Below are 24,967 nucleotides of genomic sequence, written 5' to 3' on the forward strand. Positions count from 1 at the left end.
CGGCCGAGGACTTGAAGAAGTTCAGGAACGAGTCGGCCGAGGACTTGAAGAAGTTCAGGAACGAGTCGGTGGGGAGCGCGTACTCGATACCGCCGCCGGCAGCCCAGCCGGTCTGGAAGTCGTCACGGCTGGAATTGGTCAGACCGAAGTCGCGACCGCCACCCGAACCGTAGGCGAAGCCGCCGGTGCCGTACACGAGGGTGCGGTCGAAGGCGTAGCCGAGGCGACCGCGGACGGTGCCGAAGTAGTCGAGGCCCGACGTACACGAGGGTGCGGTCGAAGGCGTAGCCGAGGCGACCGCGGACGGTGCCGAAGTAGTCGAGGCCCGAGACGCCGGCCGGGTTGAAGACCTGCTGGGCGGCCAGCGGGCCGGTGGCCGAGAAGCGGTTCCGCTCACGACCGAAGTCGACGTACTGAGCATCGGCCTCGATACCGACGACCACGCCCGAACCCGGGGTGAACTGGTAGTTGTAGCCGATCTGGCCACCGCCGACGAAGCCGTCGTTGCTGCGGCCGTTGCCGAAGGCGATGGCAGCGGTGGTGCCCGGCAGGACCAGGGTGCTGGCGCCGTTCACGCCGATGGCCGCCGCCGACGAAGCCGTCGTTGCTGCGGCCGTTGCCGAAGGCGATGGCAGCGGTGGTGCCCGGCAGGACCAGGGTGCTGGCGCCGTTCACGCCGATGACGGTCGCCTGGTTGTTGCTGGAGGCGTCGAAGCCGTAACCGGCGTTGAAACCGGCGTAGAAACCGGTCCAGGTGAACACCGGCACCGGCACGAACACCGGGGGAGCCGCGCGGCGCGGAAGGTCGGCGGCCGAAGCGACGGCAGTCAGGCCGGCGAGCACGGTGGAGGCGAGAAGCAGTCTTTTCATTGGTTTACCTGGTCCTGGTTGGCGAGAGCCGGCGCGCTTGTAGTCCCTGGCCGACGCGAGGTCTGTCGCTTTCCTGCAACAAGGCCACCTATTAGGCCCCCAGATGTCAAAGAAGGGTAAAGGTTAGCGACCGGTCATCCTGACCTTTGCGCGGGGGTGCCATCACGCACATCCATGAGAGACAGGTGATCTCCGGTTTGTGCAAGCCGTGTTGAAATCAAGGCGCGGCTGAACACTTTGTTGAGATGTGCGGGGCCGGCAGAATTCTGCCGAGCGCTGGCGTGTCTCGGCGTTTTCTTGCCTGTCGGATCCCTGCCTGTCGGATCCCTGCCTATTGGACTCTCGCCTGTCAGATCCTCCCCTCTCGGGCGAGGGGGGCGCCGCCGTGGGGCCGAGCCCTGCGCGGGCACCGGTGCGCAAGCCTAGCCCGTCGCTCTCGTGCACGAGGATCCGGGAGGCGTTGTCCCGCCCGAACCGCCGAGCCGACGCATGGCGTGGATGCCTTGCGCCGCAAGCGACATGGGCCTGCAGAACCGACGCAGGGGCTTATCCCTGCGCCCTGCCCTGCAAGGAATCATCGCCGCGTGGCGGAGAGGCCGTCAGTCGCCCGCCAACAGGGCCGTGAGCGCCGGCGACAAGCCGAGGCTCGCGAGGGGCGGAGCCTCGGCCTGTCGCCCGGCCCTTGCCCCGGCCGCGGCGGCCAGGACGGCGCGGGTCCCGGCCTCCACCGAGCAGAGCACCGGCGCCGGGACGGCGGGTTGGATCCGTGCGGCGAGGCCGGCCAGGGCCGCACCGCCGAGGATCACGGCCTCGGCGCCGTCCTCCCGGACGCAGGCGGTGCAGGCCGCCGCCAGGAGGCCAAGGGCCGCCTCCGGGTCGGCGGCGATCTCGCCCCCCGTGGGCGCGACGGTGCGCACGCCGGTGAGGTGATCGTCGAGGCCGAGGCCGGCCACGAACTCCGTCAGCATCGGTCCCCACAGGACGCCGCCCGTGACGATGGCGAAGCGCCGCCCGCCCGCCTGCGCGGCCCGGCAGGCGGCCTCCGCCATCCCGACCACGGGCACCGGGGAGACCTCGCGCAGGGCGGCGAGGCCAGGATCACCGAAGCAGGCGAGGTAGACCGCATCGCAGCCGGCCCCTTGCGCGGCGAAGGCGTCGAGGGCGGCGTGCCCGGCGATCGCCGCCGCCGCGCGGCTGGCGATGTAGCGGGCCCCGAATCGCCCGGTGGCGGGCACCAGGGTGACGCCGGCCCCGGCGATTGCCCGGACATGGCCGGCCACGAGGTCGGTGACCGACGCGGTGGTGTTCGGGTTGATGAGGAGGATGCGCAAGGGGGTCCGGACCTCGTCAAGGGTGGGAATGGTGCAGGCCTGAGCAAGGGCCCGAGCAAGAGCTCGGCCAGGGGGGACGCCGGACCACGGGCCTGCGGATAAGCCGTCCTGCTTGGGCTCCCCTCGATTGACAAGGCCGTGCAAGGCCCTAAGTGTCCCCGCAACGCGTGTGCGCGGCGGGTCGAGTGTCGAAGCCGCCCCTGATGCCAGCCGTCGCCGTGTCGATGTCCTCCGCGCCGGTTGGTCCATTCCCGCGCGCAACGGTTCTCATAGAATATGTCTTTTGCCGACCTCGGATTGAGCGACAAAGTCCTCCAGGCCGTCACGGCGGCCGGTTATTCCGAGCCCACGCCGATCCAGGCCCAGGCCATCCCCCACGTGCTCGCGCGCCGCGACGTCCTCGGCATCGCCCAGACCGGCACCGGCAAGACGGCGGCCTTCACGCTGCCGATGCTGACCCTGCTGGAGAACGGCCGTGCCCGGGCGCGCATGCCGCGCACCCTGATCCTGGAGCCGACCCGCGAGCTCGCCGCCCAGGTGGTGGAGAATTTCGACCGCTACGGCATCAACCACAAGCTCAACGTCGCCCTCATCATCGGCGGCGTCTCCTTCGCGGAGCAGGACGCCAAGCTGATGCGCGGCACCGACGTGCTGATCGCGACGCCGGGCCGGCTCCTCGACCATTTCGAGCGCGGCAAGCTGCTGCTCACCGGCGTCGAGCTCCTCGTCATCGACGAGGCCGACCGCATGCTCGACATGGGGTTCATTCCCGACATCGAGCGCATCGTGAAGATGGTGCCTTTCACGCGCCAGACCCTCTTCTTCTCCGCCACCATGCCGCCGGAGATCGAGCGGCTGGCGGACATGTTCCTGCACACCCCGCAGCGGATCGAGGTGGCCCGGCCCGCCTCCACCGCCTCGACCATCGTGCAGAAGCTCGTGGCCACGAGTTCCGAGGGGCACGAGAAGCGCGACCTCCTGCGCCGCCTCATCCGGGGCGAGGCCGAGCTGAACAACGGTATCATCTTCTGCAACCGCAAGCGCGACGTGGCGCTGCTGCAGAAGTCGCTTGCCAGCCACGGCTTCAACGTGGCCGCCCTGCACGGCGACATGGACCAGCGCGCCCGCACCATCGCCCTCGACGCCTTCCGCTCGGGCGAGGTCCCGCTCCTGGTGGCGAGCGACGTGGCGGCCCGCGGCCTCGACATCCCGGCCGTGAGCCACGTCTTCAACTTCGACGTGCCGCATCACCCGGAAGACTACGTGCACCGGATCGGCCGAACCGGCCGCGCCGGTCGCGCCGGGCACGCCTTCACCCTGGTGAGCCGGTCCGACGAGCGCTCGCTCCACGCCATCGAGGCGCTGATCGGCCAGCCGATCCCCTGGGCCGAGGGCGACCTCGCCTCGGTGCCTGAATCCGCCCCTTCCGCGGAGGGCGAGGCGACCCGCACGCGCTACCGCGGCAAGACCGGCCGGCAGGTCCGCGGCGGCGAAGCCCGCCGATCCGAAGGGCGCAAGTCCGAGGCCCGGAATCCCGAGACACGAAATTCCGAGGGCCGGAATCCCGAGGAGCGTGCCGCATCGGCCGGCCGCTCGGAGCCGAGGGCCGAGAGCGCCCGATCCGATGCCAGGCCCGAGGCCGGCGATCGGCCCGAGGCGTCCGTCGAGGAGTGCGCCCCCAAGCGGGAGGGACGCCGGGACGGACGGGGCGGGCGGTCGTCCCGCCGGGGTTCGTCCGAGCGTGCGGCCCCGGAGGCGGAGGTCGCGCAAGACCTCGCCGCCCCCGCGGCCCCGGCCCCGCAGCGGGCGCCCCGTCCCGAGCGCACGGCCGAGCGGTCCGAGCGGTCCCGCGACGAGCGTCGTTCGCCGCGGCGGCGCGGCGACGAAGACGAGGGCGAGACACCCGTCGGTCTCGGCTCGCATGTGCCGGCCTTTCTGCTGCGTCCGGCCGTGGTCAAATCTTCGAAGTAACGTGACACCGCCAGTCGTTCATCCTGTCGAACCTTAACCGCATCTCCACCATCGCGTCCGCATGATGCGATCCTGCGGAAACGCTCCGCTCCGGGATCGGGCCGGGTGGATGGGACGGTTGGACGAACGATGGGCGGCAGTCAGGGCGACCGCGAACGGAGCTTTGCGCTGGCCGAGCGTGCTAATGCGCTGATCCGCGATTACGGTCCGTCGGCGGAACCACGCGCCTACGCCGTCTGGTACGCCTACGTCTCGGGCACGCAGCCGCAGATGAACGACGCGGTGAAGCGCCTCACGGCCGCATCGGGGCGCCTGAGCCACGCGGACATCGACGGCCTCTACGAGAGCTATCTCGATCCCTCGCGCCTCTCGACCGCCACCGAGCGGGCGAGCAGCAGCGTCCTGTCGGAGATCGCGGGCGTGATGGAGGTACTGGACCTCTCCCTCGGCTCCACGGCGCAGTACGACGCGTCGTTGCGGACCCTGGCGCGAGACCTCGACGGGACGGTCCCGACGGCGGCCGGGGTGCACAAGGTGGTGGCCGCCCTCGTGGCGACGACGCGGGAGGTCACGGCCAACAACCGCACCCTGGAGGCGCGGATGCGCGAGAGCCGGCGCGAGATCGAGACCCTGCGCGAGACCCTGGAGGCGACGCGCCTGGAGAGCCTCACCGATCCGCTCACCGGCCTGTCGAACCGCAAGCACTTCGAGGACAGCCTGTGCCGGCTGGTCCAGGGGGCCTCCCCGGCCGCCCCGGCCTGCCTGATCGTCATCGACGTCGATTCGTTCAAGCGCTTCAACGACGTCTACGGCCACATCACGGGCGACCAGGTGCTGCGCCTCGTGGCCATGGTGATGCGCGAGCCCGTGAAGGCCCGCGCGGTCCTCGCCCGCTTCGGCGGCGAGGAATTCGCCATGCTGCTGCCTGCCACGAGCCGGGCGGCGGCCTACGCCCTCGCCGAGACGGTGCGGACCAGCGTGATGGCGCGCGAACTGGTGAAGCGGTCCACCGGGGAGTCGCTCGGCAAGATCACGATCTCCCTCGGCGTGGCGATGCACCGCCCGGGCGACACCGCGGTGTCGCTGCTCGAGCGGGCCGACCAGTGCATGTTCAGGGCCAAGCGCGACGGCCGCAACCGGACGGTCGACGACGCCGACATGGACCTGTCGCGCGTCGCGGACCTGTCGAGCGTCGCCTGATCCTGCGTCTGGCCCGGCGCCTCAGGCGCCGGCGTGGACCGCCTCGGGGTTCACCGGGGTGATCGCCACGGACTCGCCGCAGCCGCAGGCCGAGGTCTGGTTCGGGTTGTTGAACACGAACTGGGACGAGAGCTTGCTGGTCTGGAAGTCCATCTGCGTCCCGAGCAGGAACAGCAGCGCCTTCGGATCGACGAAGACGGTGACGCCGCGATCCTCGACCTTGTCCTCGCCGGGCTTCTGCCCCTCGGCATATTCCATCGTGTAGGACATGCCGGCGCAGCCGCCGTTCTTCACGCCGACCCGGACGCCCGCGATGGGCTGGTCCGCATCGGCGATGATCGCCTTGATGCGGGCTGCCGCCGCGTCGGTCAGCGAAAGGACCTTGAACTTCGATGCCATGATGTCTCTCCGACGGCCGGGTTCAAGGCCCGGGCGGGTGAGGGTGCTTGAACCCGGTTAAGATAAGGATTGCGGAGCCTGCGGTCCATGGCCGGCGGAAGCCGACCTGAACCGCGTTATCCTCGGCGACGGCCGATGGAGGCTTTCATGGCACGAAGGGCGCGGCGCGCGATGAGCGTCGAGGCGTTTGTCGCCTGCCAGCAGCGCCAGGATCGTCTCCACGAACTCGTCGAGGGCGTGCCGGTACCCCCTTGTGAAGATGATGACGGGGGCCAGCGCCCAGCAGGACCGGGACACCGTCAACATCATCGCCGCCCTTCATGGCCAGCTGCGCGCACCGGGATCGCGACCCTGCGCCGTCCGGACGTCACCGTGGAATGTGGCGACGTGATTCCGGACAGCTACGAGAGCCGAACGCCGCGCCTCGTCGTGGAGGTGTTGTCGCCCTCGACGAGCACCCTCGATCGCTTCCGGAAGCTGGAAGAATACAAGCGACATCCGACGATCGCCTATATCCAGCTCGGGGAAACACGCTGGCCCAGCGCCACGCTCTATCGGCGCGATGGAGAAACCTGGGATACGCAGGCTTTCGAGACCATGGACGCGGAGGTCGATCTGCCCGCCATCGGTGCGACCCTGTCGTTGGCCGACATCTACGACGGCATGACCTTCGTCGGACTGCGCGAGGCCCCCATCGCCTGACGGTCCGCTACCACATGTCCAGCGCGACGCGGGCCTCGTCGGACATCCGGCTCTGATCCCACGGCGGATCGAAAACCATCGTGACGCTGCAGGACTGGACCCCCGGCACGGCGGCCACGGCGGTCTCGACCCAGCCCGGCATCTCGCCGGCCACGGGGCAGCCCGGCGCGGTCAGGGTCATATCGATGGCGACCTTTCGGTCGTCGGCGATGTCGACCTTGTAGATCAGTCCGAGCTCGTAGATGTCGGCCGGGATCTCCGGATCGTAGACGCTCTTCAGGGCGACCACGATGTCGTCGGTCAGGCGGTCGAGCTCCTCGGGCGGGATCGCCGAGTCGCTCGCGATGGTGGGGGTGTTGGCCCCCCCGGTGATGGCTGAATCGCTCATGGGTCTCTGTCCTGGTCTCGCGATGGCGCGGAGTGGCCGGGCCCCGCTCGAAAATCGTTCAGGCGAACATCATCTCGGCCTTGGCCAGCGCCTCGGCCAGGGCGTCCACCTCCTGCGTGGTGTTATACAGGCCGAATGAGGCGCGGCAGCTGGAGGTGGCGCCGAAGCGGGTGAGCAGCGGCATCGCGCAATGCGTCCCCGCCCGGATCGCGACGCCGTAGCGGTCGATCACGGTGGCGATGTCGTGGGCGTGCGCGCCCTTCATCTCGAAGGCGATGACGCCGCCCTTGCCCTTCGCCGTGCCGATCATCCGCAGGGAATTCATGGCGCCCAGGCGCTCCTGCGCGTAGGCGAGCAGGGACGCCTCGTGGGCGGCGATCCGGTCGCGCCCGACGCCCATCATGAACTCCAGCGCGGCCCCGAGGCCGACCGCCTCGATGATGGCGGGCGTGCCCGCTTCGAAGCGGTGGGGCGGATCGTTGTAGGTGATGCTGTCCTGGCTCACCGTCCGGATCATCTCGCCGCCGCCCTGGTAGGGGGGAAGCCGCTCCAGCCATTCCTTCTTGCCGTAGAGCACGCCGATGCCGGTGGGACCGTAGACCTTGTGGCCGGTGAAGACGAAGAAGTCGCAATCCAGCGCCTTCACGTCGATCGGCGTGTGCACCGCGCTCTGGGCCCCGTCGAGGAGTACGGGAACGCCGTGCGCATGGGCGATGCGCACGATCTCGGCCGCCGGCGTCACCGTGCCGAGGACGTTCGACATGTGGGTGATCGCCACCATCCGGGTGCGCGGCGTGAAGAGTTTTTCGTACTCCTCGACGAGGAAGTTGCCCGCGTCGTCCACCGGGGCCCACTTGATCACCGCGCCACGCCGTTCGCGCAGGAAGTGCCAGGGCACGATGTTGGAGTGGTGCTCCATGATCGACAGGATGATCTCGTCGCCCTCCCCGATCTGGCCGAGCAGACCCATCGAGGAGGCCACGAGGTTGTAGGCCTCGGTGGCGTTGCGGGTGAAGATGATCTCGTCGGTGGAGTCGGCGTTCAGGAACTGCCGGGTGGTCTCGCGCGCGCCCTCGAAGCCCTCCGTGGCGGCGTTCGCCATGAAGTGCAGCCCGCGATGGACGTTGGCGTACCCCGTCTCCATGCAGGCCACCATCGCGTCGATGACCGCGCGCGGCTTCTGCGCGGAGGCCGCATTGTCGAGATAGACCAGCGGCCGGCCATAGACCTTCTCGCCGAGTATCGGGAACTGGGCCCGGATCGCTTCGACGTCGTAGGGAATGTTCGGGACGGGTGCGTTCATGGGTGGACCTGTGTGGTGTCGGACGCGCGCGGCCCTCCCCCGTCGCGGGAGAGGGCCGTCGGCGGGGTGCGATCAGCCCCGCGCCGCGAGCCACGCCTCGATGGTGCCGATCAGCGCCTCGCGGGCGCCGTCGTGGCTGACCGACTCGATGGCTGCGCCCAGGAAGGCCTGGACCAGCAGGCTCTCGGCCTGGGCCTTCGGAAGCCCGCGCTGCATCAGGTAGAACAGCAGGTCCTCGTCGAGGGCGCCGCAGGTGGCGCCGTGGCCGCAGGCGACGTCGTCGGCGAAGATCTCCAGCTCGGGCTTGTTCATCATTTGCCCCTCGTCGGACAGGATGAGGCAGGCCGACATCATCTTGCCGTCGGTCTGCTGAGCCGCCTGCTGGACGATGATCTTGCCTTGGAACACGCCCGTGGCCGCATCATCCACCACGGTCTTGAACAGCTCGCGGCTCACGCCGCCGGTGGCGGCATGATCGGCCAGGAAGGTGGTGTCGGCGAGCTGCCGGCCATTCAGCATGGCCGCCCCGTTCACCACCGCGCGGCCGTCAGCTCCGGCGAAGTTCAGGTAGACCTGGTGACGCGAGAGTACGCCGCCGACGACCACGTTGACGGTCTCGACCGCCGACGCGGCGCCGAGCTTGACCGACAAAGTCGACAGGGCCACGGCCTCGCGGCCTTCCGCGTTCAGGCGGGCGTGCCGGAAGGTGGCGTTGTCGGCCACCGTCACGTCGAGGGCGTCGTTGGGCTGGTAGGCGACGCCGTCCGGCCCCTCATGGCTCTCCAGGACCAGCGCCTCCGCGCCCTCCCCCAGCACCACGAGCGCGCGGGTGGCGGTCGAGAACGTCTCCGATCCGGTGGCGATGAAGCGCAGGTGCAGCGGGGTCTCGACCTTGGCGCCGGGCTCCACGGCGATCAGCACGCCATCGGCCAGGAAGGCTGTGTTGAGCTGATAGATCGGGTTCTCGGACGCCTGGCGCACCGGCGCCAGCTTCTTGAGGAGGGCGTGCCCGTCGGTGAGCGCCTGGGTCAGCGGCGTGACCGTGATGCCGGCCGGGATGCGGCCGAGGTCGGACAGATCCGCGATCATGTGGCCGTTGACGAAGGTGAGGCGCACCGCCTCGATCCCGGCGAAGCCCTTCGTATCGGCGACGGCGCGCGCAGCGACTTCGGCCGCCGGCATCTCCGCCGGGTGCGCGGCATCGCGAAAGGCCGAGCGCAGGTCGGTGTACTTGAAGGCCTCGACCCGGCGGGTCGGGAGGCCCACCGCCTCGAAGTAGCGGAACGCCTCCTCGCGGGCGATCGAGACGCCCGTGGGGTACTTCATCCTGGTGGCTTCGAAGAGCTTGGACAGCCCGGTCTCGGCCGCGGTGCGGAGGGGGGTGATGTCGGCCATGGTCAGGCGGCCTCGCCCGTGCGGTACTCGGCGTAGCCGGAGGCTTCGAGGGCCTTGGCGAGGTCCTTGTCGCCCGACTTCACGATCTGGCCCTGCGACATGACGTGGACCACGTCCGGCACGATGTAGTCGAGCAGGCGCTGGTAGTGGGTGATGACGAGGAACGAGCGACCCTGGGCGCGCAGCGCGTTGACGCCCTCGGAGACGATGCGGAGCGCATCGATGTCCAGCCCGGAATCGGTCTCGTCGAGGACGCAGAACTTCGGCTCCAGGAGCGCCATCTGCAGGATCTCCATGCGCTTCTTCTCGCCGCCGGAGAACCCGACGTTGAGGGCGCGCTTGAGCATGTCCTTGTTGATCTCGAGCTTCTCGGCCGCCCCGTTCACCCGGCGGATGAAGTCGGGGGTCGAGAGCTCGCCTTCGCCCCGCGCCCGGCGCTGGGCGTTCAGGGTCGCCTTGAGGAAGGTCATGGTGCCGACGCCCGGGATCTCCAGCGGGTACTGGAAGGCCAGGAACACGCCCGAGGCGGCGCGCTCGTCGGGGCTCATCTCGAGGATGTTGACGCCGTCGAGCAGGATCTCGCCGTCGAGGACTTCATAATCTTCCTTGCCCGCGATGACGTAGGACAGGGTCGACTTGCCCGAGCCGTTCGGGCCCATGATGGCGGCGACCTCGCCGTCGTTCACGGTGAGGTTGAGGCCGTTGAGGATCTGCTTGTCCTCGATGGCGACCACGAGGTTCTTGATTTCGATCATTGCAGCATAGTCCGTTCTAGGTTGAATACCCGGCGCGGAACCGAAACGGTCCCTGGCGTCGGAAAGCTCTGATGTGCGGCCGCCGGCCCGGACGGCAGGGCGCCGGGCGTTCCGGTCCCCCCATGGGGAACCAGAGCGCCGGCGCCGCGTCGCGACGGCTCGCGGCGTCCCTTGTCCTCAGCCCACCGAGCCTTCGAGGCTGATCGAGATCAGCTTCTGGGCCTCGACGGCGAACTCCATCGGCAACTGCTGCAGCACGTCGCGGACGAAGCCGTTGACGATGAGCGCGGTCGCCTCCTCGTTGGAGAGGCCGCGCTGCTGGCAGTAGAACATCTGGTCTTCCGAGATCTTCGAGGTGGTGGCCTCGTGCTCGAACTGCGCGGAGGAATTCTTCGACTCGATGTACGGCACGGTGTGCGCGCCGCACTGGTCGCCGATCAGGAGCGAGTCGCAGTTGGTGAAGTTGCGCGCGCCCGTCGCCTTGCGGTGCGCCGAGACGAGGCCCCGATAGGTGTTCTGCGAACGCCCGGCCGAGATGCCCTTCGAGATGATCCGGCTGGTGGTGTTCTTGCCCAGATGGATCATCTTGGTGCCGGAATCGACCTGCTGCATGCCGTTCGACACCGCGATCGAGTAGAACTCGCCGCGGGAATTGTCGCCGCGCAGGATGCAGGACGGGTACTTCCAGGTGATCGCCGAGCCGGTTTCGACCTGCGTCCAGGAGATCTTCGAGTTGGCGCCGCGGCAATCGCCGCGCTTGGTGACGAAGTTGTAGATGCCGCCCTTGCCCTCGTTGTCGCCCGGGTACCAGTTCTGGACGGTCGAGTACTTGATCTCGGCATCATCGAGGGCGACGAGCTCGACCACGGCGGCGTGGAGCTGGTTGTCGTCGCGCTTCGGGGCGGTGCAGCCCTCCAGGTACGAGACGTAGGAGCCCTTGTCGGCGATGATCAGCGTGCGCTCGAACTGGCCGGTGTCGCGCTCGTTGATGCGGAAATAGGTCGACAGCTCCATCGGGCAGCGCACGCCCGGCGGGATGTAAACGAACGAGCCGTCGGAGAAGACCGCCGAGTTCAGGGTCGCGAAGAAGTTGTCGGTCACGGGCACGACCGAGCCGAGATACTTGCGCACCAGGTCCGGGTACTCGCGGATCGCCTCGGAGATCGGCATGAAGATCACGCCGGCCTTGGACAACTCGGCCTTGAAGGTGGTGGCCACCGAGACCGAATCGAACACGGCGTCGACCGCGACCCGGCGCTCGGGGGCGATGCCCTCCAGCACCTCGACCTCGCGCAGCGGGATGCCCAGCTTCTCGTAGGTCTTCAGGATCTCCGGGTCGATCTCGTCGAGCGACATCGCCGCCGGGCGCTTGGGCGCCGCGTAGTAGTAGATGTCCTTGTAGTCCACCTTGTCATAGGACACCCGGGCCCAATCGGGCTCCTGCATGGTCTGCCAGCGCTTGTAGGCGTCGAGGCGCCAGTCCAGCATCCACGCGGGCTCGTCCTTCTTGGCCGAGATGAAGCGGATCACGTCCTCGGAGATGCCCTTGGCGGACTTCTCCATCTCGATCGTGGTCTCGAACCCGTACTTGTACTGGTCGAGGTCGATCGAGCGGACCCGGTCGATGGTTTCCTGCACTGCAGGCATTACACGTCTCCTGACATGCCCGGCGTCAAGGGCCGGGTGTGGGTCGGATGGCTTGGGAAGGCGGCACTCACGCCGCGTGCCCCTGCCGTCGATATAGGGTCTCCACCAGGCGTTCGCAGGCGGCGCGACACCGCGCTGCGTCGCTTTCGGTGCTGTTCCACCCGAGGCTCACGCGCAGGGCCCCTGCGGCGAGCGCAGGGGTGACGCCCATGGCCGCGAGGACGGGCGAGCGGGCGACCTTTCCGGAGGCGCAGGCCGAGCCGGACGAGATCGCGACGCCGGCGAGATCCAGCGTCATCAGCGCCGTCGGGGCATCGAGCCCCGGAACGGCGAAGCACAGGGTGTTGGGCAGGCGCGGGGCGCCGGCGCCGAACACGACGAGGTCGGGTGCGCAGGCGCGCAGCCCCGCCTCGATGCCGTCGCGCAGATCCGCGAGGCGGTCCGCGGAGGCGGGATCGGCGAGGTCCGCGGCGACCCCCAGCCCGACGATGCCGGGCAGGTTCTCGGTGCCGCCGCGCAGGCGCGCCTCCTGGCCGCCCCCGCGCAGGAAGCCAGCACCGAGGGTCACGCCCTGGGCGAGCACCAGGGCGCCGATGCCCTTCGGGGCGCCGAACTTGTGGCCCGAGAGGCTAAGGGCGTCGAGGCCGAGGGCCGACATGTCCAGGGGGATCTTGCCGATCGCCTGGACCGCATCCGTATGCACCAGGGCGCGGCCATGCGCCCGGGCCAGGGCCACGATCGCCGCCAGCGGCTGGATCACGCCGGTCTCGTTGTTGGCGGCATGGATCGAGATCAGCACGTCCGCCGCGGCATGCCGGCGCAGCAGGGTCTCCAGCGCGCCGAGGTCGATCAGGCCCGCGCCGTCCATCGGCACGCGGTCGACCGCCTCCGCCGGAAAGCGGTGGCCGGCCGAGACGCAGGGGTGCTCGGTGGCGCCGAGGACAAGGCGCGTGGGTGCGGACTGTCCCGCCCGCGCCAGGGCACCGGACAGGACCGCGTTGGCGGCCTCGGTGCCGCCGCTCGTGAACACCACGCGGCCCGGGCCGGCGCCGACCCGCCGGGCCACCGCCTCGCGGGCGGTCTCAAGGGCGGCCCGGGCCGCCCGGCCCTCCGCGTGGACCGACGAGGGGTTTCCCGGCAGGGTCAGCGCCCGCACCACGGCAGCCGCAACCTCCGGCCGAACCGGTGAGGTCGCGTTGTGGTCGAGGTAGGCGCGGGGCGAAGTCATCCGGGAAAAACCACTGGCGGCGTCAAGGTCGAAAACGACAAATCCTTGCTTTTGCCCCCCACGATCATGCTAAGGCGCGGACACGATCCGTGTTCCGGTCGCCCATCGTGCGGGGAACGCGCCGATCCGAAGCTGGCTCGACCGGCGCTCGTTTAGAACGATTCTAGTTCGCTAGAATTATTCTAAGAGTGCTTTTAGGTTCGTGGCCGGGCGAGTCAAGGCACGCCTCACGGCTTTGCCCAGGCGTCGGACGCGCGCGTGTTTCCCTCGCGTCGGCGATCCACCGTGCGATGCCCGCCCGGGCATCCGCTCAGGAGTGTTGGTTTCCATGCCCGAAGTCATCTTCACCGGTCCCGCCGGCCGTCTCGAGGGGCGCTACCAGGCGCCCAAGAAGAAGGGCGCCCCGATCGCGATCGTGCTGCACCCGCACCCGCAATTCGGGGGCACGATGAACAATCAAATCGTGTACAACCTTTTCTACACCTTCGCCAATCGCGGCTTCGCGGCGCTGCGCTTCAACTTCCGCGGCGTCGGCCGCAGCCAGGGCGCGTTCGATCACGGCACGGGCGAGCTTTCCGACGCGGCCTCCGCCCTCGACTGGGTGCAGTCGGTGAACCCGGAGGCCCGCGCCTGCTGGATCGCCGGCGTCTCGTTCGGCTCGTGGATCGGCATGCAGCTGCTGATGCGCCGCCCCGAGATCGAGGGCTTCATCTCGATCGCCGCGATGGCCAACCGCTACGACTTCACCTTCCTGGCCCCCTGCCCGTCCTCGGGCCTGTTCGTGCACGGTTCCGAGGACCGGGTCGCCCCGGCCCGCGAGGTCATGCCGGTGATCGAGAAGGTGAAGACCCAGAAGGGCGTCATCATCGAGCACCAGATGGTGGAGGGCGCCAACCACTTCTTCGATGGCAAGGTCGACGAGCTGACCCAGACCGTCGATACCTACCTCGACAAGCGCCTCGGCCCGAAGCCCGAGGCGGCGTGATCGCAGGGCTACTTGAAGTTTATTTTCGGATGAATATCATTCGTTGCGCAACTTGAGGAAGCGCTATGAATGATGATTTGGAACGCCGTGGTCCGGAAGATCCCAGCAAGATCAGCCTGACCGAGGCTTGGGAGGTGCGCTACTGGACGAAGCGGTTCGGTGTCACGGAAGACCAACTCCGAGCCTGTGTCGATCGCGTCGGAAACGGAACGGCGAAGGTCGCGCAGTGCCTTGGAAAGCGGTGGCCGTAACGGGCTCGCGGCGGATCCACAACGGTCGCCGGGCTCAATGACATGCGGCGGCGCTCCATGACGGAGCGCTGCCGTTTTTTGTCGTCACTGTTGTGTCTTACGCCTGTGCGTGCCCGACCGGCACGGCGGGCGCCCCTCCACCCCTCCGCCGACGATGTCCTTCCGCCCGGCGCCATCGGCCACCGGCCGGTTCGTACAGATCGCGCGTCAGGTCTTCGCGAGCGCCCTGGAGTCGCCGGAAGTCGTCGGCGGAGATCACCACCACCTCGTCGCGCCCGCGCACCGTCACGTGCTGAGGGCCCTCGCTGCGGACGCGGCGCACGAGTCCGCTGAAGCGCGCCGTGGCGTCCTGCAGCGGCCGGACCCCCTGCGGATGCGACAACCCGGGTGATTTCGACGATCTGGTCATACGGACCAGATCAGCAGGTCGCCGCCGGTCCAGGGCCGCCCCTCACGCCTTGGCGTGCACCACCGGCACGGCGGGCGCCCCCTCCCACTCCGAATGGGCCGGAATCGATTCGCCCTTCATCAAGATGGTGAGCGGCCGCAGGCGGGCGTAGTCGCCGACCTTGGTGTCGTAGAGCACCGTCGAGAAGGCGCCCACCGACACGCCCCGGCCGACCTCGACCCGGCCGACCTTCATGATGCGGTCCTCGTAGAGGTGCGTCTGCAGGGCGGAGGTGCGGTTGATGGTGGCGTAGTCGCCGATGGTGACGCAGTCGAACTCGGTGATGTCGGTGGTGAGCATGCACACGCCCTGGCCGACCTTCACGCCAAGGAGCCGCAGCATCCAGGGCAGGAACGGGGTGCCGACGAGGTGCTCCAGCAGCACCTTGCCGGCCAGGCCCCAGTAGAGCACCGCGACGGCCTCGGTGCGCATGGCCCACCACGACCACATCGGCTGCATGCCGGGCTTGTAGACGCCCATCAGCAGCCACTTCACCGCGATCACCGTGAAGGACTGGATGAAGGCGATGGCGACGGAGACCGCCACGAAGCTGACCGCGAGGCCGGTCCAGTCCTGGGCCAGGATCGCCGGGTAGAAGTAGAAATCGATCGCCGAGATCGCGAGGGTGATGAACAGCATCGGCGAGAACGAGGTCGAGAACGCCTCGAAGATGCCGCGCCGGAGCTTGGGCCCGATGCCGGGCTCGTAGGTCTGGGTGTTCGAGCCGAGATCGACCCGCTGGCGCGAGGGCAGCTTGATCGGCGGCGAGCCGAACCAGGTGTCGCCCGGGCTCATCAGGGCGTTCGCCGGCGGCTTCGACTTGATGCCGATGAGAACGTCCTCCGGGATCACCGCGCCCGGCGGCACCACGGCGTCGTTGCCGACGAAGACGCGCGGGCCGGTATGGACCTCGTGCATCGACATCCAGCCGCGCCGGATCTCCTCCTCGCCGAACACCACCTCGTCGGCGATGAAGTTGCGCGCGCCGATATCGGCGAGGTCGTAGCGCCCGGCGAGGTTGGTGGAGATCTCGGCCCCCTGCCCCATCCGGGCGCCCATCAGGCGGTACCAGGCCCGCATGTAGACGGTGGCGAACAGGGAGGAGAGCGTCTCCAGCGTCACCTCCGCGGCGAGCGCCACGGCCCATTTGCGCAGGTAGAAACCGCTGTAGATCGAGTGGGTGCCCGAGGAGACGCGGGGCAGCACCAGCCAGCGGATCGCGGCGATCAGCAGCACCGTACCCGCCGTCATCAGCATGGCGGTGGGCCAAGTCAGCAGCGGCAGGTACCAGTGGTAGTCGATGTCGGTGATGTCCCCGAGGGAATCGCTGAGCTGGTCGAAGATGTAGAAGGCCGGGAAGATCGGCAGCAGGCCGATGGCGGGGATCGCCGCCAGCAGGAAGGCGTAGAGGGCCGCGAAGGCGAAGCGCCGCCGGGGCGAGGCCGTGGCGGGCGCGGGCAGGGAGGCGGGGTCGGCGTCGCCGACCTTGCGCCCGGGCGAGCCGTCCCAGATCTCGGCGCTCCCCACCCGCGTGCCGGTGGGGATGGTGGTGAGGTCGCCGATCTCGGCATGGTCGCCGATGACCGTGTCGGGCCCGATGACGCAGGAGGCGCCGATGGCGACGTCGGCGCCGATCGCCACGCGACCGATGATCAGCGCATCGCCCACCACCTCCGCGTTGGCGATGACGAGGCGGCCGCCCAGCGAGGCGCCGGGGCCGACGCTGAGCAGGTCCGGCGCCCCGATCTCCGCGTCGGAAATCAGCGCGTCCCGGCCGATGTCGGCGCCCAGCAGCCGCAGGTAGAACACGATGGCGGGCGAGCCCTGGAGCCACTTGACGTGGACGAGCGGCGTCAGGCGCTGCGCCAGCCACCAGCGGTAATAGTACACGCCCCAGAGCGGGTAGCGCCCCGGTTTGGTGCGCCCGAGGATCAGCCACTTGGCCGCCACCGCGATGGCGGCCGTGACGGCGTTGATGCCGATATAGACCAGGAGCAGCACGCCGAGTTCGCCGAAGAAGCCGAGCCCGCCGCCGGTGAGCAGCAGGTAGGTCACGAAGATGCCGAGCCACTGCGCCGTGGCCAGCGCGATGACGAAGGGCAGGGCCGCCGCCTGGGCGAGGCCGCACAGGAAGCGCCGCTTCAGGGAGGGCGCCGGGAAGCTGAGATCGCGGATCGCCATCTCGGTGCCGGCCCCGCCGGTGCGGGCGACGAGGGTGTCGGCCATGGCCCGCAGGGTGCGCTGGCCGTAGACGTCCTGCAGGGTGATGGCGGCCAGCGCCGGCACCTCGCGCACCGCGCCGACGAAGCGGGCGGCCAGCAGCGAGTGGCCGCCGAGATCGGCGAAGAAGTCGCCCTCGAAGGGGATCGCCTGGTTGCCGAAGATGCGGTTGGCGGCGGCGAGCAGCGCGGCTTCGGTCTCGTTGCGCGGCGGCTCCTGCTCGCCCGACGTGTCGGCCACCGTGAGGGTGGCGATGCGCAGGGCCTTGCGGTCGACCTTGCCCGAGGTCAGGCGGGGCAGCACCTCCACGGTCTCGAAATGCCCCGGCACCATGTAGGGCGGCATCTGCTCGGCGAGCGTGTGACGCAGGGCGACCCGGTCGATCTCGGTGCCGCGGTCTGGCACCAGGAAGGCGACGAGGCGGTCGACCCCGTCGTCCTGGCGCAGCACCACCGCCGCCTGGTTGATGCCGGGCAGGACCTGGATGCGCGACTCGATCTCGCCGAGCTCCACCCGGAAGCCGCGGATCTTCACCTGATCGTCGATGCGGCCGTGGAACAGGATGTTGCCGGCGGCATCCAGGGAGACCGCGTCGCCGGAGCGGTACAGGACCGGGTCGGTCCCATCCGAGGCGTAGGGGTTGGCGATGAATTTTTCCGCTGTCAGCTCGGGGCGCTTCAGGTAGCCCTTGGCGACGCCCGGACCGCCGATCAGGAGTTCGCCGGGCTGCCCCCGCGCGAGAAGCTCGAGCGCCTCGCCCGCGACATACACCGAATAATTCGGGATCGGGCCGCCGATGGTCACGGGCACGCCGGACTGCATCTCGGCGGCGGTGGCCACCACCGTGGCCTCGGTCGGACCGTAGGTGTTGAAGAGCTGGCGCGCGCCGCTCGCCCAGCGGGCGACCAGGGGCTCGGGCAGGGCCTCGCCGCCGAGCAGCACGAGGCGCACCGTGGGCAGGTCCCGGGAGATCATCGCCAGCAGCGTCGGCACCGTGTCGAGGACGGTGACGCCGGCCCGGGCGATGATGTCCGGCAGGCTCTCGACGTCGCCCATCATGGCCGGCGAAGCCACGAACAGCGTCGCGCCCACGAGGTAGGGCACCCAGATCTCCTCCATCGAGAGATCGAAGGCCACGGAGGCGCCCTGGAACACCACGTCGTCCGGCCGCATCCCGTAGAGGACGTTCCCCGAGCGCAGGAAATGGCAGATGTTGGCGTGGCTGATGACGATGCCCTTCGGCACGCCGGTCGAGCCCGAGGTGTAGATGAGGTAGGCCGGGTGTTCCGGCGTCAGGCCCGCCGCGCGCAGGTCGGGGAGCGCGGCGCGCTCCGGCGTCGCGGACGCGAGGCCCGCGACCGTGAGGCTCGGCGTCCCGGCGGGGGCCTGCGGCTCCAGGGCGGGCGAGACCAGGAGTGCCTTGGCCTGGGCATCCTCCAGGCAGACCGCGACGCGGTCGGCCGGAGCCTCGGCGTCGAAGGGCAGCCAGGCCGCGCCCGACAGGGTGATGCCGATCTGGGCGATGAGCAGGTCGGGGCCCCGCGCCATCCAGAGGCCCACCACGTCGCCCGGGCCGATGCCCCGGTGGGCGAGGCCGCGGGCGATCGCACCGGCCCGCGCCTCGACCTCCGCATAGGAGAAGGCCGGATGGGCGCCGTCGGGACCGGTCCGGGCGCCGTCGACGAGGGCCGGATGATCCGGGCGTGCCGCGGCGCTCGCGCGAAAGATCTCGCCCAGGGTCTCGTCGCGGATGAGGTCGGGGCGGACCGCGCCGCGCAGGACCGCCCGCGGACCGGCCGCGTCCGTCGACGGACACGTGTCCTGAGGCCCGCGCGCTGCCGCCCGGGGCCGAGTCGTCTCGGCGAGACTGGTCATCCGCTGCTCCGCTGCCGGCGCCCGATCGGGAGCCGTCCTTTTGGCCGGGTAGGCGCCCGGATCGCGCCGAAATCACGGCGCGTCTAGCACGTTTGGGCGGTCGGCTTGAACCGGGGTTGAACGCGCAGGCCGCGGCCGGTCAGGCCCAGCGCCAGCCGGCCCGGTCGAGGATGAGGACGCTGCCCTGGCGGATTCCGATGCGGGGCGCGTCGCGGATGCCGAGATGGCCCCGGATCACCAGGATCGCCCGGGCGACGCCGCCATGGGCGACGATCACGGTGGGCCGCGTCAGTTCGACGATGGCGGGCGTAACCCGCTCCACCAGCATGGCATAGCTCTCGCCGGTGCCGCCGGGCGGACGATAGCCCCAGCGGTCGCGGTCGCGGGCCAGGGCACCGGCCGGATCCCAGCGCCGGATCTCGGCCCAGGTCGAGCCCTCCCAGGCGCCGAAGCTGATCTCGGCCAGGCGCGGATCCCGGCGATAGCCCTCCGGGTCGAGGGCGAGGGCCGCCCGCAGCGTTTCCATGGTCCGGCGGGTCCGGGTGAGCGGGCTGGCGACGAAGTCCATGGCGGCGAGGTCGGCACCGTCGGCCGCGGCGGCGAGACGGTCGGCCACGGCGCCGGCCTGACGCAGGCCTTCGGCGTTCAGGTCGATGTCCCGCTGGCCCTGCAGGCGTCCCTCCGCGTTCCAATCGGTCTGGCCGTGGCGGATGAAGTAGATCGGGTTCACGGCCTCACGCCCGCCGCTCGGCGGAACGGCCGAGCCGGGCTATCGTTTTCGCACTCACATCCTGGCCCTGCACATCCTGGCCCTGCCCATCGGCAGTCGCCCTGGTCCGCCGTCACCCAAGCAAGCGAGTCTCATCATGTCGAAGCATCACGGCAAGCATCGGCGGGGCCAGAGTCCGGCAGAAACCGGAGCTGCCGCGTCGCAGCGTGACGTTTCGCACCGCAAGGACGCCGCGCGCGGCAAGGCGGAGCAGACGGGTGAAGCCCGCCGGTCCGGGCACCGGCCGCCCTCCTCAGCGCACTGGGCCCGCGAGGCCGAGAGCCGGGCGAGCGCGGCCGGCGAAACCATCGATCCCCGCCTCGCCCCCGCCGCCCCCGGCATCGTCACCGTCCGGCCGGAGACCCGCTGTGACCTCGACGCGATCGACGCGAATGCCGATGGCGGCCTCGACAAGGAGGAGGCCAAGGCGGCGCTCGTGGTCGAGCGCGCCCGAATCGCCGCCCTGCAGGAGCGGCTCTACGCCGAGCACAAGCGCAGCCTCCTCGTGGTGTTCCAGGCCATCGACACGGGCGGCAAGGACGGCACCATCCGGGCGGTGTTCGAGGGCGTGAACCCCCAGGGCTGCCGGGTGTGGTCGTTCAAGGTGCCGAGCGCCGAGGAGGGCGACCACGATTTCCTCTGGCGCTACCACGCCAAGGCGCCCGCGCGCGGCATGATCAACGTGTTCAACCGGAGCCATTACGAGGACGTCCTCGTGGTGCGGGTGAAGGACCTCGTGCCGGAGCCGGTCTGGCGGGCCCGCTACGACCAGATCAACGATTTCGAGCGGATGCTCGCCGCCGCCGGCACCACCGTGCTCAAGTTCTTCCTCCACATCTCGAAGGACGAGCAGAAGGAGCGCCTGGAGGCCCGCCTCGCGAATCCGGACAAACACTGGAAGTTCGATCCGGCCGACCTCGTGGAGCGCCGGTCCTGGGACGCCTACCAGGCGGCCTTCGCGGACGCGCTGACCGCGTGCTCCACGCCGCAAGCGCCCTGGCACGTGGTTCCGGCCAACCGGAAATGGTACCGCAACCTCCTCATCGCCCGCACCATCGCCGACACCCTGGAGGCGATGGACCCACGGTTTCCGAAGGCGCAGGGCGACATCGCCGGGATGACCGTGCCGGATTGACCCGGGTCTCGGACGCAATCAAAAGTTGTGGTGCGGGATGGTGTTTCCCGATTATCCGAAGCGGGTCTTCGAGGCGGCCGAACTCTCCGACGGGACGCTGCGGTTCCTGGCCCTGGCCGGCGCCCTGCTCGCCTATCGGTTGCCGCCCTTCATGGCCCTCAACGAGCCCGAGACCAACCTCCATCCGGATCTGCTGGCCCCCCTCTCGCCCGCATGATCGTCAAGGCGTCCGGGCGCACGCAGGTCTGGCTGGTGACCCATTCCGAGCGGCTGGCCGACGCCATTCTGGCGGAGGGCGGGGCGCACGCCCACCGGGTGATCAAGCGCGAGGGTGCGACCTGGATCGAAGGCCTCAAGCTCTCTCTTGCGCTTTCGCCGAGGAGGACTGAAGGCGGGAGACCGCCAGCCGTCAGTCCTTGTCGAGGCTGAGGTCCGGGGCTTCCGGGTTCTTCATGCCGACGACGTGGTAGCCGGCATCCACGTGGAGGATCTCGCCGGTCATCCCCTTGCTCATGTCCGAGACGAGGTAGGTGGCGGTCTCGCCGACCTCCTCGATGGTCACGGTGCGCCGCAGGGGAGCGTTGTACTCGTTCCACTTCAGGATGTAGCGGAAGTCGCCGATGCCGGAGGCGGCCAGCGTCTTGATCGGGCCCGCCGAGATCGCGTTGACGCGGATCTTGGAGGGGCCGAGATCGGCGGCGAGGTAGCGCACGGAGGCCTCGAGGGCGGCCTTGGCGACGCCCATGACGTTGTAGTGCGGCATCCACTTCTCGGCGCCGTAATAGGTCAGCGTGAGGAGCGAGCCGCCGTTCGGCATCAGCTTCTCGGCGCGCTGGGCCACTGCCGTGAACGAGTAGCACGAGATCAGCAGCGACTTCGTGAAGTTCGCCTCCGAGGTCTCGACGTAGCGGCCCGTCAGCTCGTCCTTGTCCGAGAAGGCGATGCAGTGGACGACGAAGTCGATCCCCTCGGGAAACACCTCGGCGGTGGCGGCGAAGACCGCGTCGATCGAGGCCGGATCGGTGACGTCGCAATGCCCGACCACATGGGCGTCGAGTTCCCGCGCCAGGGGCTCGACGCGCTTCTTGAGGGCGTCACCCTGGTAGGTGAAGGCGAGCTTGGCGCCGTGGGCGGCCGCGCTCTTGGCGATGCCCCAGGCGATCGAGCGGTTGTTGGCGACACCGAGCACCAGGCCGCGCTTGCCGGCGAGAAGGCCGCCGACGTGATCGTGAACCGGGTGCGTGTCCGCCATGTGTCACCTGAGCGAGAGCCGTGGCGCGTGCCGACGGGCCCGTCGGGCGACGGTTCGGCGTGTTCGCGCCGGGCATCCTTAGCGGAGGCGCGCCTGGGACGGAAGTCCGGGGCCTGACAGCGCCGGGAGGCCGTCGCGGAACGGCCCGGAGGCTCGGGCCCCTGGTCGACGAACCGCGCGAGGCGACGCTCCTTCAGTCGGCCTTGGCCGCGCGCCGGGCCCGGGCGAACTCGGTGAGCGCCGCATCCTCGCCGCTGGGCAGCATCACGGCCGTGACCGCCAGGAGGTCGCCCCGGGTCCCGTCCTTCTTCGGCAGGCCCTTGCCCCGGAGGCGGAAGGTCCGGCCCGAGCCGGTCATCGGCGGGATCTTCATCTCGACGGCGCCGGTGAGCGTCGGCACCCGGATCGGGCCGCCCAGGATCGCGTCCTCCAGGGGCACCTCCACGCTGCCGCGCAGGTCGGCACCGTCCACGGTGAAGCGGGAATGGGGCAGGATGCGGATCGTCAGCAGCGCATCTCCCGGCGCGCCCCGCAGGCCGCCCGGATTGCCGAGGCCGCGCAGGCGGATGGTCTGGCCGTCGACCACGCCTTTCGGCACCACCACGTCCACGTCGCGCCCGCCCGGCAGGGAGAGGCGCAGCTTCTCTTCGCTGGCCACCTGCTCCAGGCTGACGCTGAGCTCGGCCGCCACGTCCTCGCCCTTCACGGCGCCGCGCTGCGGTCCGCCGGGGCCGGCGCCGGCGGACCGGAAGGCGTCTCCGAAGAGGTGAGAGAAGATGTCCTCGCCGATGCCGCCCCCGCCGCCCCCGCCGCCGGGGGCGCGGCCCCGCGCGGCGCTCTCGAAGTCGAAGCCGCCCCCGCCGCCGCCGCCGCGCCCGCCTCCGAATCCGCCGAAGCCCTCGAAGCCCGTGGCGCGCGGCTTGCCGTCCCCGTCGATCTCGCCGCGGTCGAACTGCGCGCGCTTGCCCGCATCACCCAGGATCTCGTACGCGCTGTTGGCCTCCGCGAAGCGGTCCTTGGCCTTGGCGTCGTCCTGGTTGCGGTCGGGATGGTAGGCCTTCGCCAGCTTGCGGTAGGCCTTCTTGATGTCGGCTTCGCTGGCGCCCTTGGAGACACCCAGCACGTCGTAGGGATTTCGCATCGGTCTTCAGGATTCTCGGTGCCGCCTGGGGCCGGGCATGGGCCCGGCGCCTTCGGATTCGTCTGTCATGTGGACGGCCTGTTGCTTCTCTGCAACGGTCTCGCGCGAGAATTCGCTGCGATTGGCGCGGCGTCAACGCTTCTGTTCGCACTGTGATCCGAACGGACCCGCCATGGCGCGCCGAGACCGCCCTCAGGACGACGCCTTCGCCGCCCGCACCTTGGTCAGGGTCCAATCGCCGCCGGAGGGCTTGCAGCCGGTCCCGCGCACGAAGCGGCTGCCCGCCGGCGAGATGACGGAGGCCAGGAAGTCGCGGCAGACGAGGTCGTTGGCGACGTAGGGCAGACCGGTGGGATTCACCGAGCCGCGCAGGGTCGTTTCCGGGTTGTCCCACTTCACCGGACGGCCGTTGCCCTGCGGATCGAGGGCGACGGCGAGCGCCGCGTTGGCGCGGCGCCAATCCTCGGCGCCGAGGTCGTTGCCGAAGCCCAGCGGGTGCTTGTCGATGCTGCCCGTGATCGTCGGCTCGTCCGGCAGCGCCGCGCTCGTTTTGTCGCCGCGCTTGGCCGCCACGGCCACGGCGCCGGCCGCCGTCTCCTCCGCCTGGAAGGTGATGATCGGCAGGCCGCAACCGCTCAAGCCAAGCAGCACGCTGAGGCCGATGGCCCGCGTGGTCCGTTGCGGCACGGTCCGCGACCGGCGGCGGACACGAATTTCCGGGACGGCTTGGGCTTTACAGTCGCGCCGACGCATTACACCTGATCTCAAACGACGTGTTGGGCCGAAACGTTCGTGTCCCACGTCGGTGCCCCCGACCCGGATCTCACCACAGGATTACGCCTTGGAACGGTTAAGGATCGATGATCCCGCTTCCCGCAGCGCGGCCGAAAACGCCTCGGGGCCAGAGGGCGACTTCACCCGCGCCACCGATCCCTGGGCCCTGTTCGCGGCCTGGATGGCCGAGGCCGAAGCCTCGGAGCCCAATGATCCCAACGCCATGGCGCTGGCCACGGCCGGTGCCGACGGCCTGCCGGACGTGCGCGTGGTCCTGCTGAAGGGCGTCGATGCGCGCGGATTCGTGTTCTACACCAACGTCGATTCCGCCAAGGGCGACGAGCTGCGCGAGAACCCGCAGGCCGCCCTGGTGCTGCATTGGAAGAGCCTGGGCCGTCAGGTCCGCGCCCGCGGCCCCGTGACCCGGGTCACGGCCGAGGAGGCGGATGCCTACTTCGCCAGCCGCGCCCGCAACAGCCGCCTCGGGGCCCATGCGAGCCGCCAGTCGCGCCCCCTGGCCGACCGGGCGACCCTCGAGCGCGCGGTCGAGGCCCTGGCCGAGCGCTACGGCGAGGGCCCGGTGCCGCGTCCGGAGAACTGGACGGGCTTTCGCATCGCGCCGGTCTCGATCGAGTTCTGGCAGAACGGCCCCTTCCGCCTGCATGATCGCGTTCGCTTCACCCGCGACGGCGAGGCTTCCGATGGCGGGGCCTGGCGCGGGGCGCGTCTCTATCCCTGAGGCGGATCGACGGCCCTCGGCCGGATTCCTGTACGAGATCGACGGCCCTCGGCCGTCGGCGCGCCGGCCCCTTGGTGCGTCGCGGGATGACCCTGGATTTTAGCCCCCGCGCCCCTTAGACCTGGGGGTGGCGTGGGGGTTTCTCGGCGGCACGGCGGTTCCGCCGGCCGGACGCCTCCCGATCCTGAA

General features: G+C 69.8%; 20 protein-coding genes and 4 pseudogenes. 8 read left to right on the forward strand and 16 right to left on the reverse strand.

Translation table 11 applies throughout. From position 1 onward, the window contains the following. Positions 1–870 (reverse strand): annotated as a pseudogene (locus ASG63_RS24300) (outer membrane protein); the annotation flags it as partial. A 599-nt stretch (positions 871–1,469) separates the two neighbouring features. Further along, a complete protein-coding gene (locus ASG63_RS14700; RefSeq protein ID WP_056217704.1) occupies positions 1,470–2,201 on the reverse strand; it encodes an aspartate/glutamate racemase family protein in 732 nt (243 codons plus the stop codon). Positions 2,202–2,477: 276 nt separating this feature from the next. On the opposite strand from ASG63_RS14700, the gene ASG63_RS14705 reads away from it, so the two are divergent. Both ASG63_RS14705 and ASG63_RS14710 read left to right on the forward strand, forming a co-directional pair. Beyond that, on the forward strand, positions 2,478–4,172 hold the full coding sequence (locus ASG63_RS14705; RefSeq protein ID WP_056217707.1) for a DEAD/DEAH box helicase: 1,695 nt from the start codon (positions 2,478–2,480) through the stop codon (positions 4,170–4,172). A gap of 129 nt (positions 4,173–4,301) precedes the next feature. Continuing rightward, positions 4,302–5,372 (forward strand): GGDEF domain-containing protein, encoded by a 1,071-nt coding sequence (locus tag ASG63_RS14710; protein ID WP_056217711.1) that lies wholly within the window; start codon positions 4,302–4,304, stop codon positions 5,370–5,372. Positions 5,373–5,393: 21 nt separating this feature from the next. Here ASG63_RS14710 and ASG63_RS14715 read toward each other — a convergent pair whose 3' ends face one another. Continuing rightward, positions 5,394–5,771, reverse strand: coding sequence for a HesB/IscA family protein (locus tag ASG63_RS14715; protein ID WP_056217716.1), 378 nt, complete (start codon positions 5,769–5,771; stop codon positions 5,394–5,396). Positions 5,772–5,918: 147 nt separating this feature from the next. Between ASG63_RS14715 and ASG63_RS14720 the strand changes: the two genes are divergently transcribed. Next, on the forward strand, positions 5,919–6,473 hold the full coding sequence (locus tag ASG63_RS14720) for a Uma2 family endonuclease (protein WP_244479921.1): 555 nt from the start codon (positions 5,919–5,921) through the stop codon (positions 6,471–6,473). Between the two features lie 7 nt (positions 6,474–6,480). Here the strand turns inward: ASG63_RS14720 and ASG63_RS14725 are convergent, their stop codons facing one another. From ASG63_RS14725 to ASG63_RS14750, 6 genes are all read right to left on the reverse strand, one after another. Beyond that, positions 6,481–6,861: an SUF system Fe-S cluster assembly protein gene (locus ASG63_RS14725; protein ID WP_056217719.1), complete on the reverse strand. Its 381-nt coding sequence runs from the start codon at positions 6,859–6,861 to the stop codon at positions 6,481–6,483. A gap of 58 nt (positions 6,862–6,919) precedes the next feature. After that, complete coding sequence (locus ASG63_RS14730) at positions 6,920–8,164, reverse strand: cysteine desulfurase (RefSeq protein ID WP_056217723.1); 1,245 nt, start codon at positions 8,162–8,164, stop codon at positions 6,920–6,922. A gap of 72 nt (positions 8,165–8,236) precedes the next feature. After that, positions 8,237–9,559 carry a Fe-S cluster assembly protein SufD gene (sufD, locus tag ASG63_RS14735; RefSeq protein ID WP_056217727.1) on the reverse strand — a complete coding sequence of 441 codons (1,323 nt, stop codon included), beginning with the start codon at positions 9,557–9,559 and terminating at the stop codon, positions 8,237–8,239. Positions 9,560–9,561: 2 nt separating this feature from the next. Next, positions 9,562–10,314 carry a Fe-S cluster assembly ATPase SufC gene (gene sufC, locus ASG63_RS14740; protein ID WP_056217730.1) on the reverse strand — a complete coding sequence of 251 codons (753 nt, stop codon included), beginning with the start codon at positions 10,312–10,314 and terminating at the stop codon, positions 9,562–9,564. 177 nt (positions 10,315–10,491) lie between these two features. Then, positions 10,492–11,961: a Fe-S cluster assembly protein SufB gene (sufB, locus tag ASG63_RS14745; RefSeq protein WP_056217733.1), complete on the reverse strand. Its 1,470-nt coding sequence runs from the start codon at positions 11,959–11,961 to the stop codon at positions 10,492–10,494. Positions 11,962–12,028: 67 nt separating this feature from the next. Then, positions 12,029–13,189, reverse strand: a complete 1,161-nt coding sequence (locus tag ASG63_RS14750; protein WP_056217736.1) for a cysteine desulfurase family protein — start codon at positions 13,187–13,189, stop codon at positions 12,029–12,031. A gap of 328 nt (positions 13,190–13,517) precedes the next feature. Between ASG63_RS14750 and ASG63_RS14755 the strand changes: the two genes are divergently transcribed. Together ASG63_RS14755 and ASG63_RS24305 are read left to right on the forward strand one after the other, a co-directional pair. Next, positions 13,518–14,174 (forward strand): alpha/beta hydrolase, encoded by a 657-nt coding sequence (locus ASG63_RS14755; RefSeq protein WP_056186925.1) that lies wholly within the window; start codon positions 13,518–13,520, stop codon positions 14,172–14,174. A 65-nt stretch (positions 14,175–14,239) separates the two neighbouring features. After that, entirely contained in the window at positions 14,240–14,425 is a 186-nt protein-coding gene (locus tag ASG63_RS24305) for a DUF3606 domain-containing protein (RefSeq protein WP_056348263.1), read from the forward strand. Between the two features lie 220 nt (positions 14,426–14,645). On the opposite strand, the pseudogene ASG63_RS26955 reads toward ASG63_RS24305, so the two are convergent. The 4 genes and pseudogenes from ASG63_RS26955 to ASG63_RS14770 form a co-directional block, all read right to left on the reverse strand. Continuing rightward, positions 14,646–14,834: pseudogene (locus ASG63_RS26955) on the reverse strand (type II toxin-antitoxin system Phd/YefM family antitoxin); the annotation flags it as partial. A gap of 42 nt (positions 14,835–14,876) precedes the next feature. Beyond that, positions 14,877–17,099, reverse strand: coding sequence for a Pls/PosA family non-ribosomal peptide synthetase (locus ASG63_RS27035; RefSeq protein WP_443189795.1), 2,223 nt, complete (start codon positions 17,097–17,099; stop codon positions 14,877–14,879). Beyond that, positions 17,097–18,968: pseudogene (locus ASG63_RS27040) on the reverse strand (amino acid adenylation domain-containing protein); the annotation flags it as partial. The pseudogene ASG63_RS27040 and the gene ASG63_RS27035, both read right to left, overlap by 3 nt. A 139-nt stretch (positions 18,969–19,107) precedes the next feature. After that, positions 19,108–19,698 carry a histidine phosphatase family protein gene (locus tag ASG63_RS14770; RefSeq protein WP_056217742.1) on the reverse strand — a complete coding sequence of 197 codons (591 nt, stop codon included), beginning with the start codon at positions 19,696–19,698 and terminating at the stop codon, positions 19,108–19,110. Positions 19,699–19,834: 136 nt separating this feature from the next. Between ASG63_RS14770 and ASG63_RS14775 the strand changes: the two genes are divergently transcribed. Continuing rightward, positions 19,835–20,872, forward strand: a complete 1,038-nt coding sequence (locus ASG63_RS14775; RefSeq protein ID WP_056217744.1) for a polyphosphate kinase 2 family protein — start codon at positions 19,835–19,837, stop codon at positions 20,870–20,872. 34 nt (positions 20,873–20,906) lie between these two features. Further along, positions 20,907–21,301: pseudogene (locus ASG63_RS24315) on the forward strand (AAA family ATPase); the annotation flags it as partial. On the opposite strand, the gene fabI reads toward ASG63_RS24315, so the two are convergent. From fabI to ASG63_RS14795, 3 genes are all read right to left on the reverse strand, one after another. Beyond that, the gene (gene fabI / locus ASG63_RS14785) at positions 21,282–22,124 is read right to left on the reverse strand and encodes an enoyl-ACP reductase FabI (protein WP_056217750.1); all 843 of its coding nucleotides are present in this window, start codon (positions 22,122–22,124) and stop codon (positions 21,282–21,284) included. The pseudogene ASG63_RS24315 and the gene fabI sit on opposite strands and share 20 nt — an antisense overlap. A gap of 193 nt (positions 22,125–22,317) precedes the next feature. After that, a complete protein-coding gene (locus tag ASG63_RS14790) occupies positions 22,318–23,265 on the reverse strand; it encodes a DnaJ C-terminal domain-containing protein (protein WP_056217753.1) in 948 nt (315 codons plus the stop codon). A gap of 192 nt (positions 23,266–23,457) precedes the next feature. Further along, positions 23,458–24,018, reverse strand: a complete 561-nt coding sequence (locus ASG63_RS14795) for an RT0821/Lpp0805 family surface protein (protein WP_056217756.1) — start codon at positions 24,016–24,018, stop codon at positions 23,458–23,460. A gap of 103 nt (positions 24,019–24,121) precedes the next feature. Here ASG63_RS14795 and pdxH point away from each other — a divergent pair, with 103 nt between their 5' ends. Beyond that, a complete protein-coding gene (gene pdxH / locus ASG63_RS14800) occupies positions 24,122–24,778 on the forward strand; it encodes a pyridoxamine 5'-phosphate oxidase (RefSeq protein ID WP_274534739.1) in 657 nt (218 codons plus the stop codon). Positions 24,779–24,967: the final 189 nt, after the last annotated feature.

It is taken from the genome of Methylobacterium sp. Leaf94 (genome assembly GCF_001426045.1).
GTDB lineage: Bacteria > Pseudomonadota > Alphaproteobacteria > Rhizobiales > Beijerinckiaceae > Methylobacterium.

Bases quoted from the DNA above. Each gene is read 5' to 3' on its own strand.
- ASG63_RS14715 (WP_056217716.1), bottom strand. From the start codon at position 5,771: ATGGCATCGAAGTTCAAGGTCCTTTCGCTGACCGACGCGGCGGCAGCC.
- ASG63_RS14775 (WP_056217744.1), top strand. From the start codon at position 19,835: ATGTCGAAGCATCACGGCAAGCATCGGCGGGGCCAGAGTCCGGCAGAA.
- fabI (WP_056217750.1), bottom strand. From the start codon at position 22,124: ATGGCGGACACGCACCCGGTTCACGATCACGTCGGCGGCCTTCTCGCC.
- ASG63_RS14705 (WP_056217707.1), top strand. From the start codon at position 2,478: ATGTCTTTTGCCGACCTCGGATTGAGCGACAAAGTCCTCCAGGCCGTC.
- ASG63_RS14755 (WP_056186925.1), top strand. From the start codon at position 13,518: ATGCCCGAAGTCATCTTCACCGGTCCCGCCGGCCGTCTCGAGGGGCGC.
- ASG63_RS14720 (WP_244479921.1), top strand. From the start codon at position 5,919: ATGGCACGAAGGGCGCGGCGCGCGATGAGCGTCGAGGCGTTTGTCGCC.
- ASG63_RS14725 (WP_056217719.1), bottom strand. From the start codon at position 6,861: ATGAGCGATTCAGCCATCACCGGGGGGGCCAACACCCCCACCATCGCG.
- sufC (WP_056217730.1), bottom strand. From the start codon at position 10,314: ATGATCGAAATCAAGAACCTCGTGGTCGCCATCGAGGACAAGCAGATC.
- sufD (WP_056217727.1), bottom strand. From the start codon at position 9,559: ATGGCCGACATCACCCCCCTCCGCACCGCGGCCGAGACCGGGCTGTCC.
- sufB (WP_056217733.1), bottom strand. From the start codon at position 11,961: ATGCCTGCAGTGCAGGAAACCATCGACCGGGTCCGCTCGATCGACCTC.
- ASG63_RS14710 (WP_056217711.1), top strand. From the start codon at position 4,302: ATGGGCGGCAGTCAGGGCGACCGCGAACGGAGCTTTGCGCTGGCCGAG.
- ASG63_RS14750 (WP_056217736.1), bottom strand. From the start codon at position 13,189: ATGACTTCGCCCCGCGCCTACCTCGACCACAACGCGACCTCACCGGTT.
- ASG63_RS14730 (WP_056217723.1), bottom strand. From the start codon at position 8,164: ATGAACGCACCCGTCCCGAACATTCCCTACGACGTCGAAGCGATCCGG.
- ASG63_RS14795 (WP_056217756.1), bottom strand. From the start codon at position 24,018: ATGCGTCGGCGCGACTGTAAAGCCCAAGCCGTCCCGGAAATTCGTGTC.
- ASG63_RS27035 (WP_443189795.1), bottom strand. From the start codon at position 17,099: ATGGCCGACACCCTCGTCGCCCGCACCGGCGGGGCCGGCACCGAGATG.
- ASG63_RS24305 (WP_056348263.1), top strand. From the start codon at position 14,240: ATGAATGATGATTTGGAACGCCGTGGTCCGGAAGATCCCAGCAAGATC.
- ASG63_RS14790 (WP_056217753.1), bottom strand. From the start codon at position 23,265: ATGCGAAATCCCTACGACGTGCTGGGTGTCTCCAAGGGCGCCAGCGAA.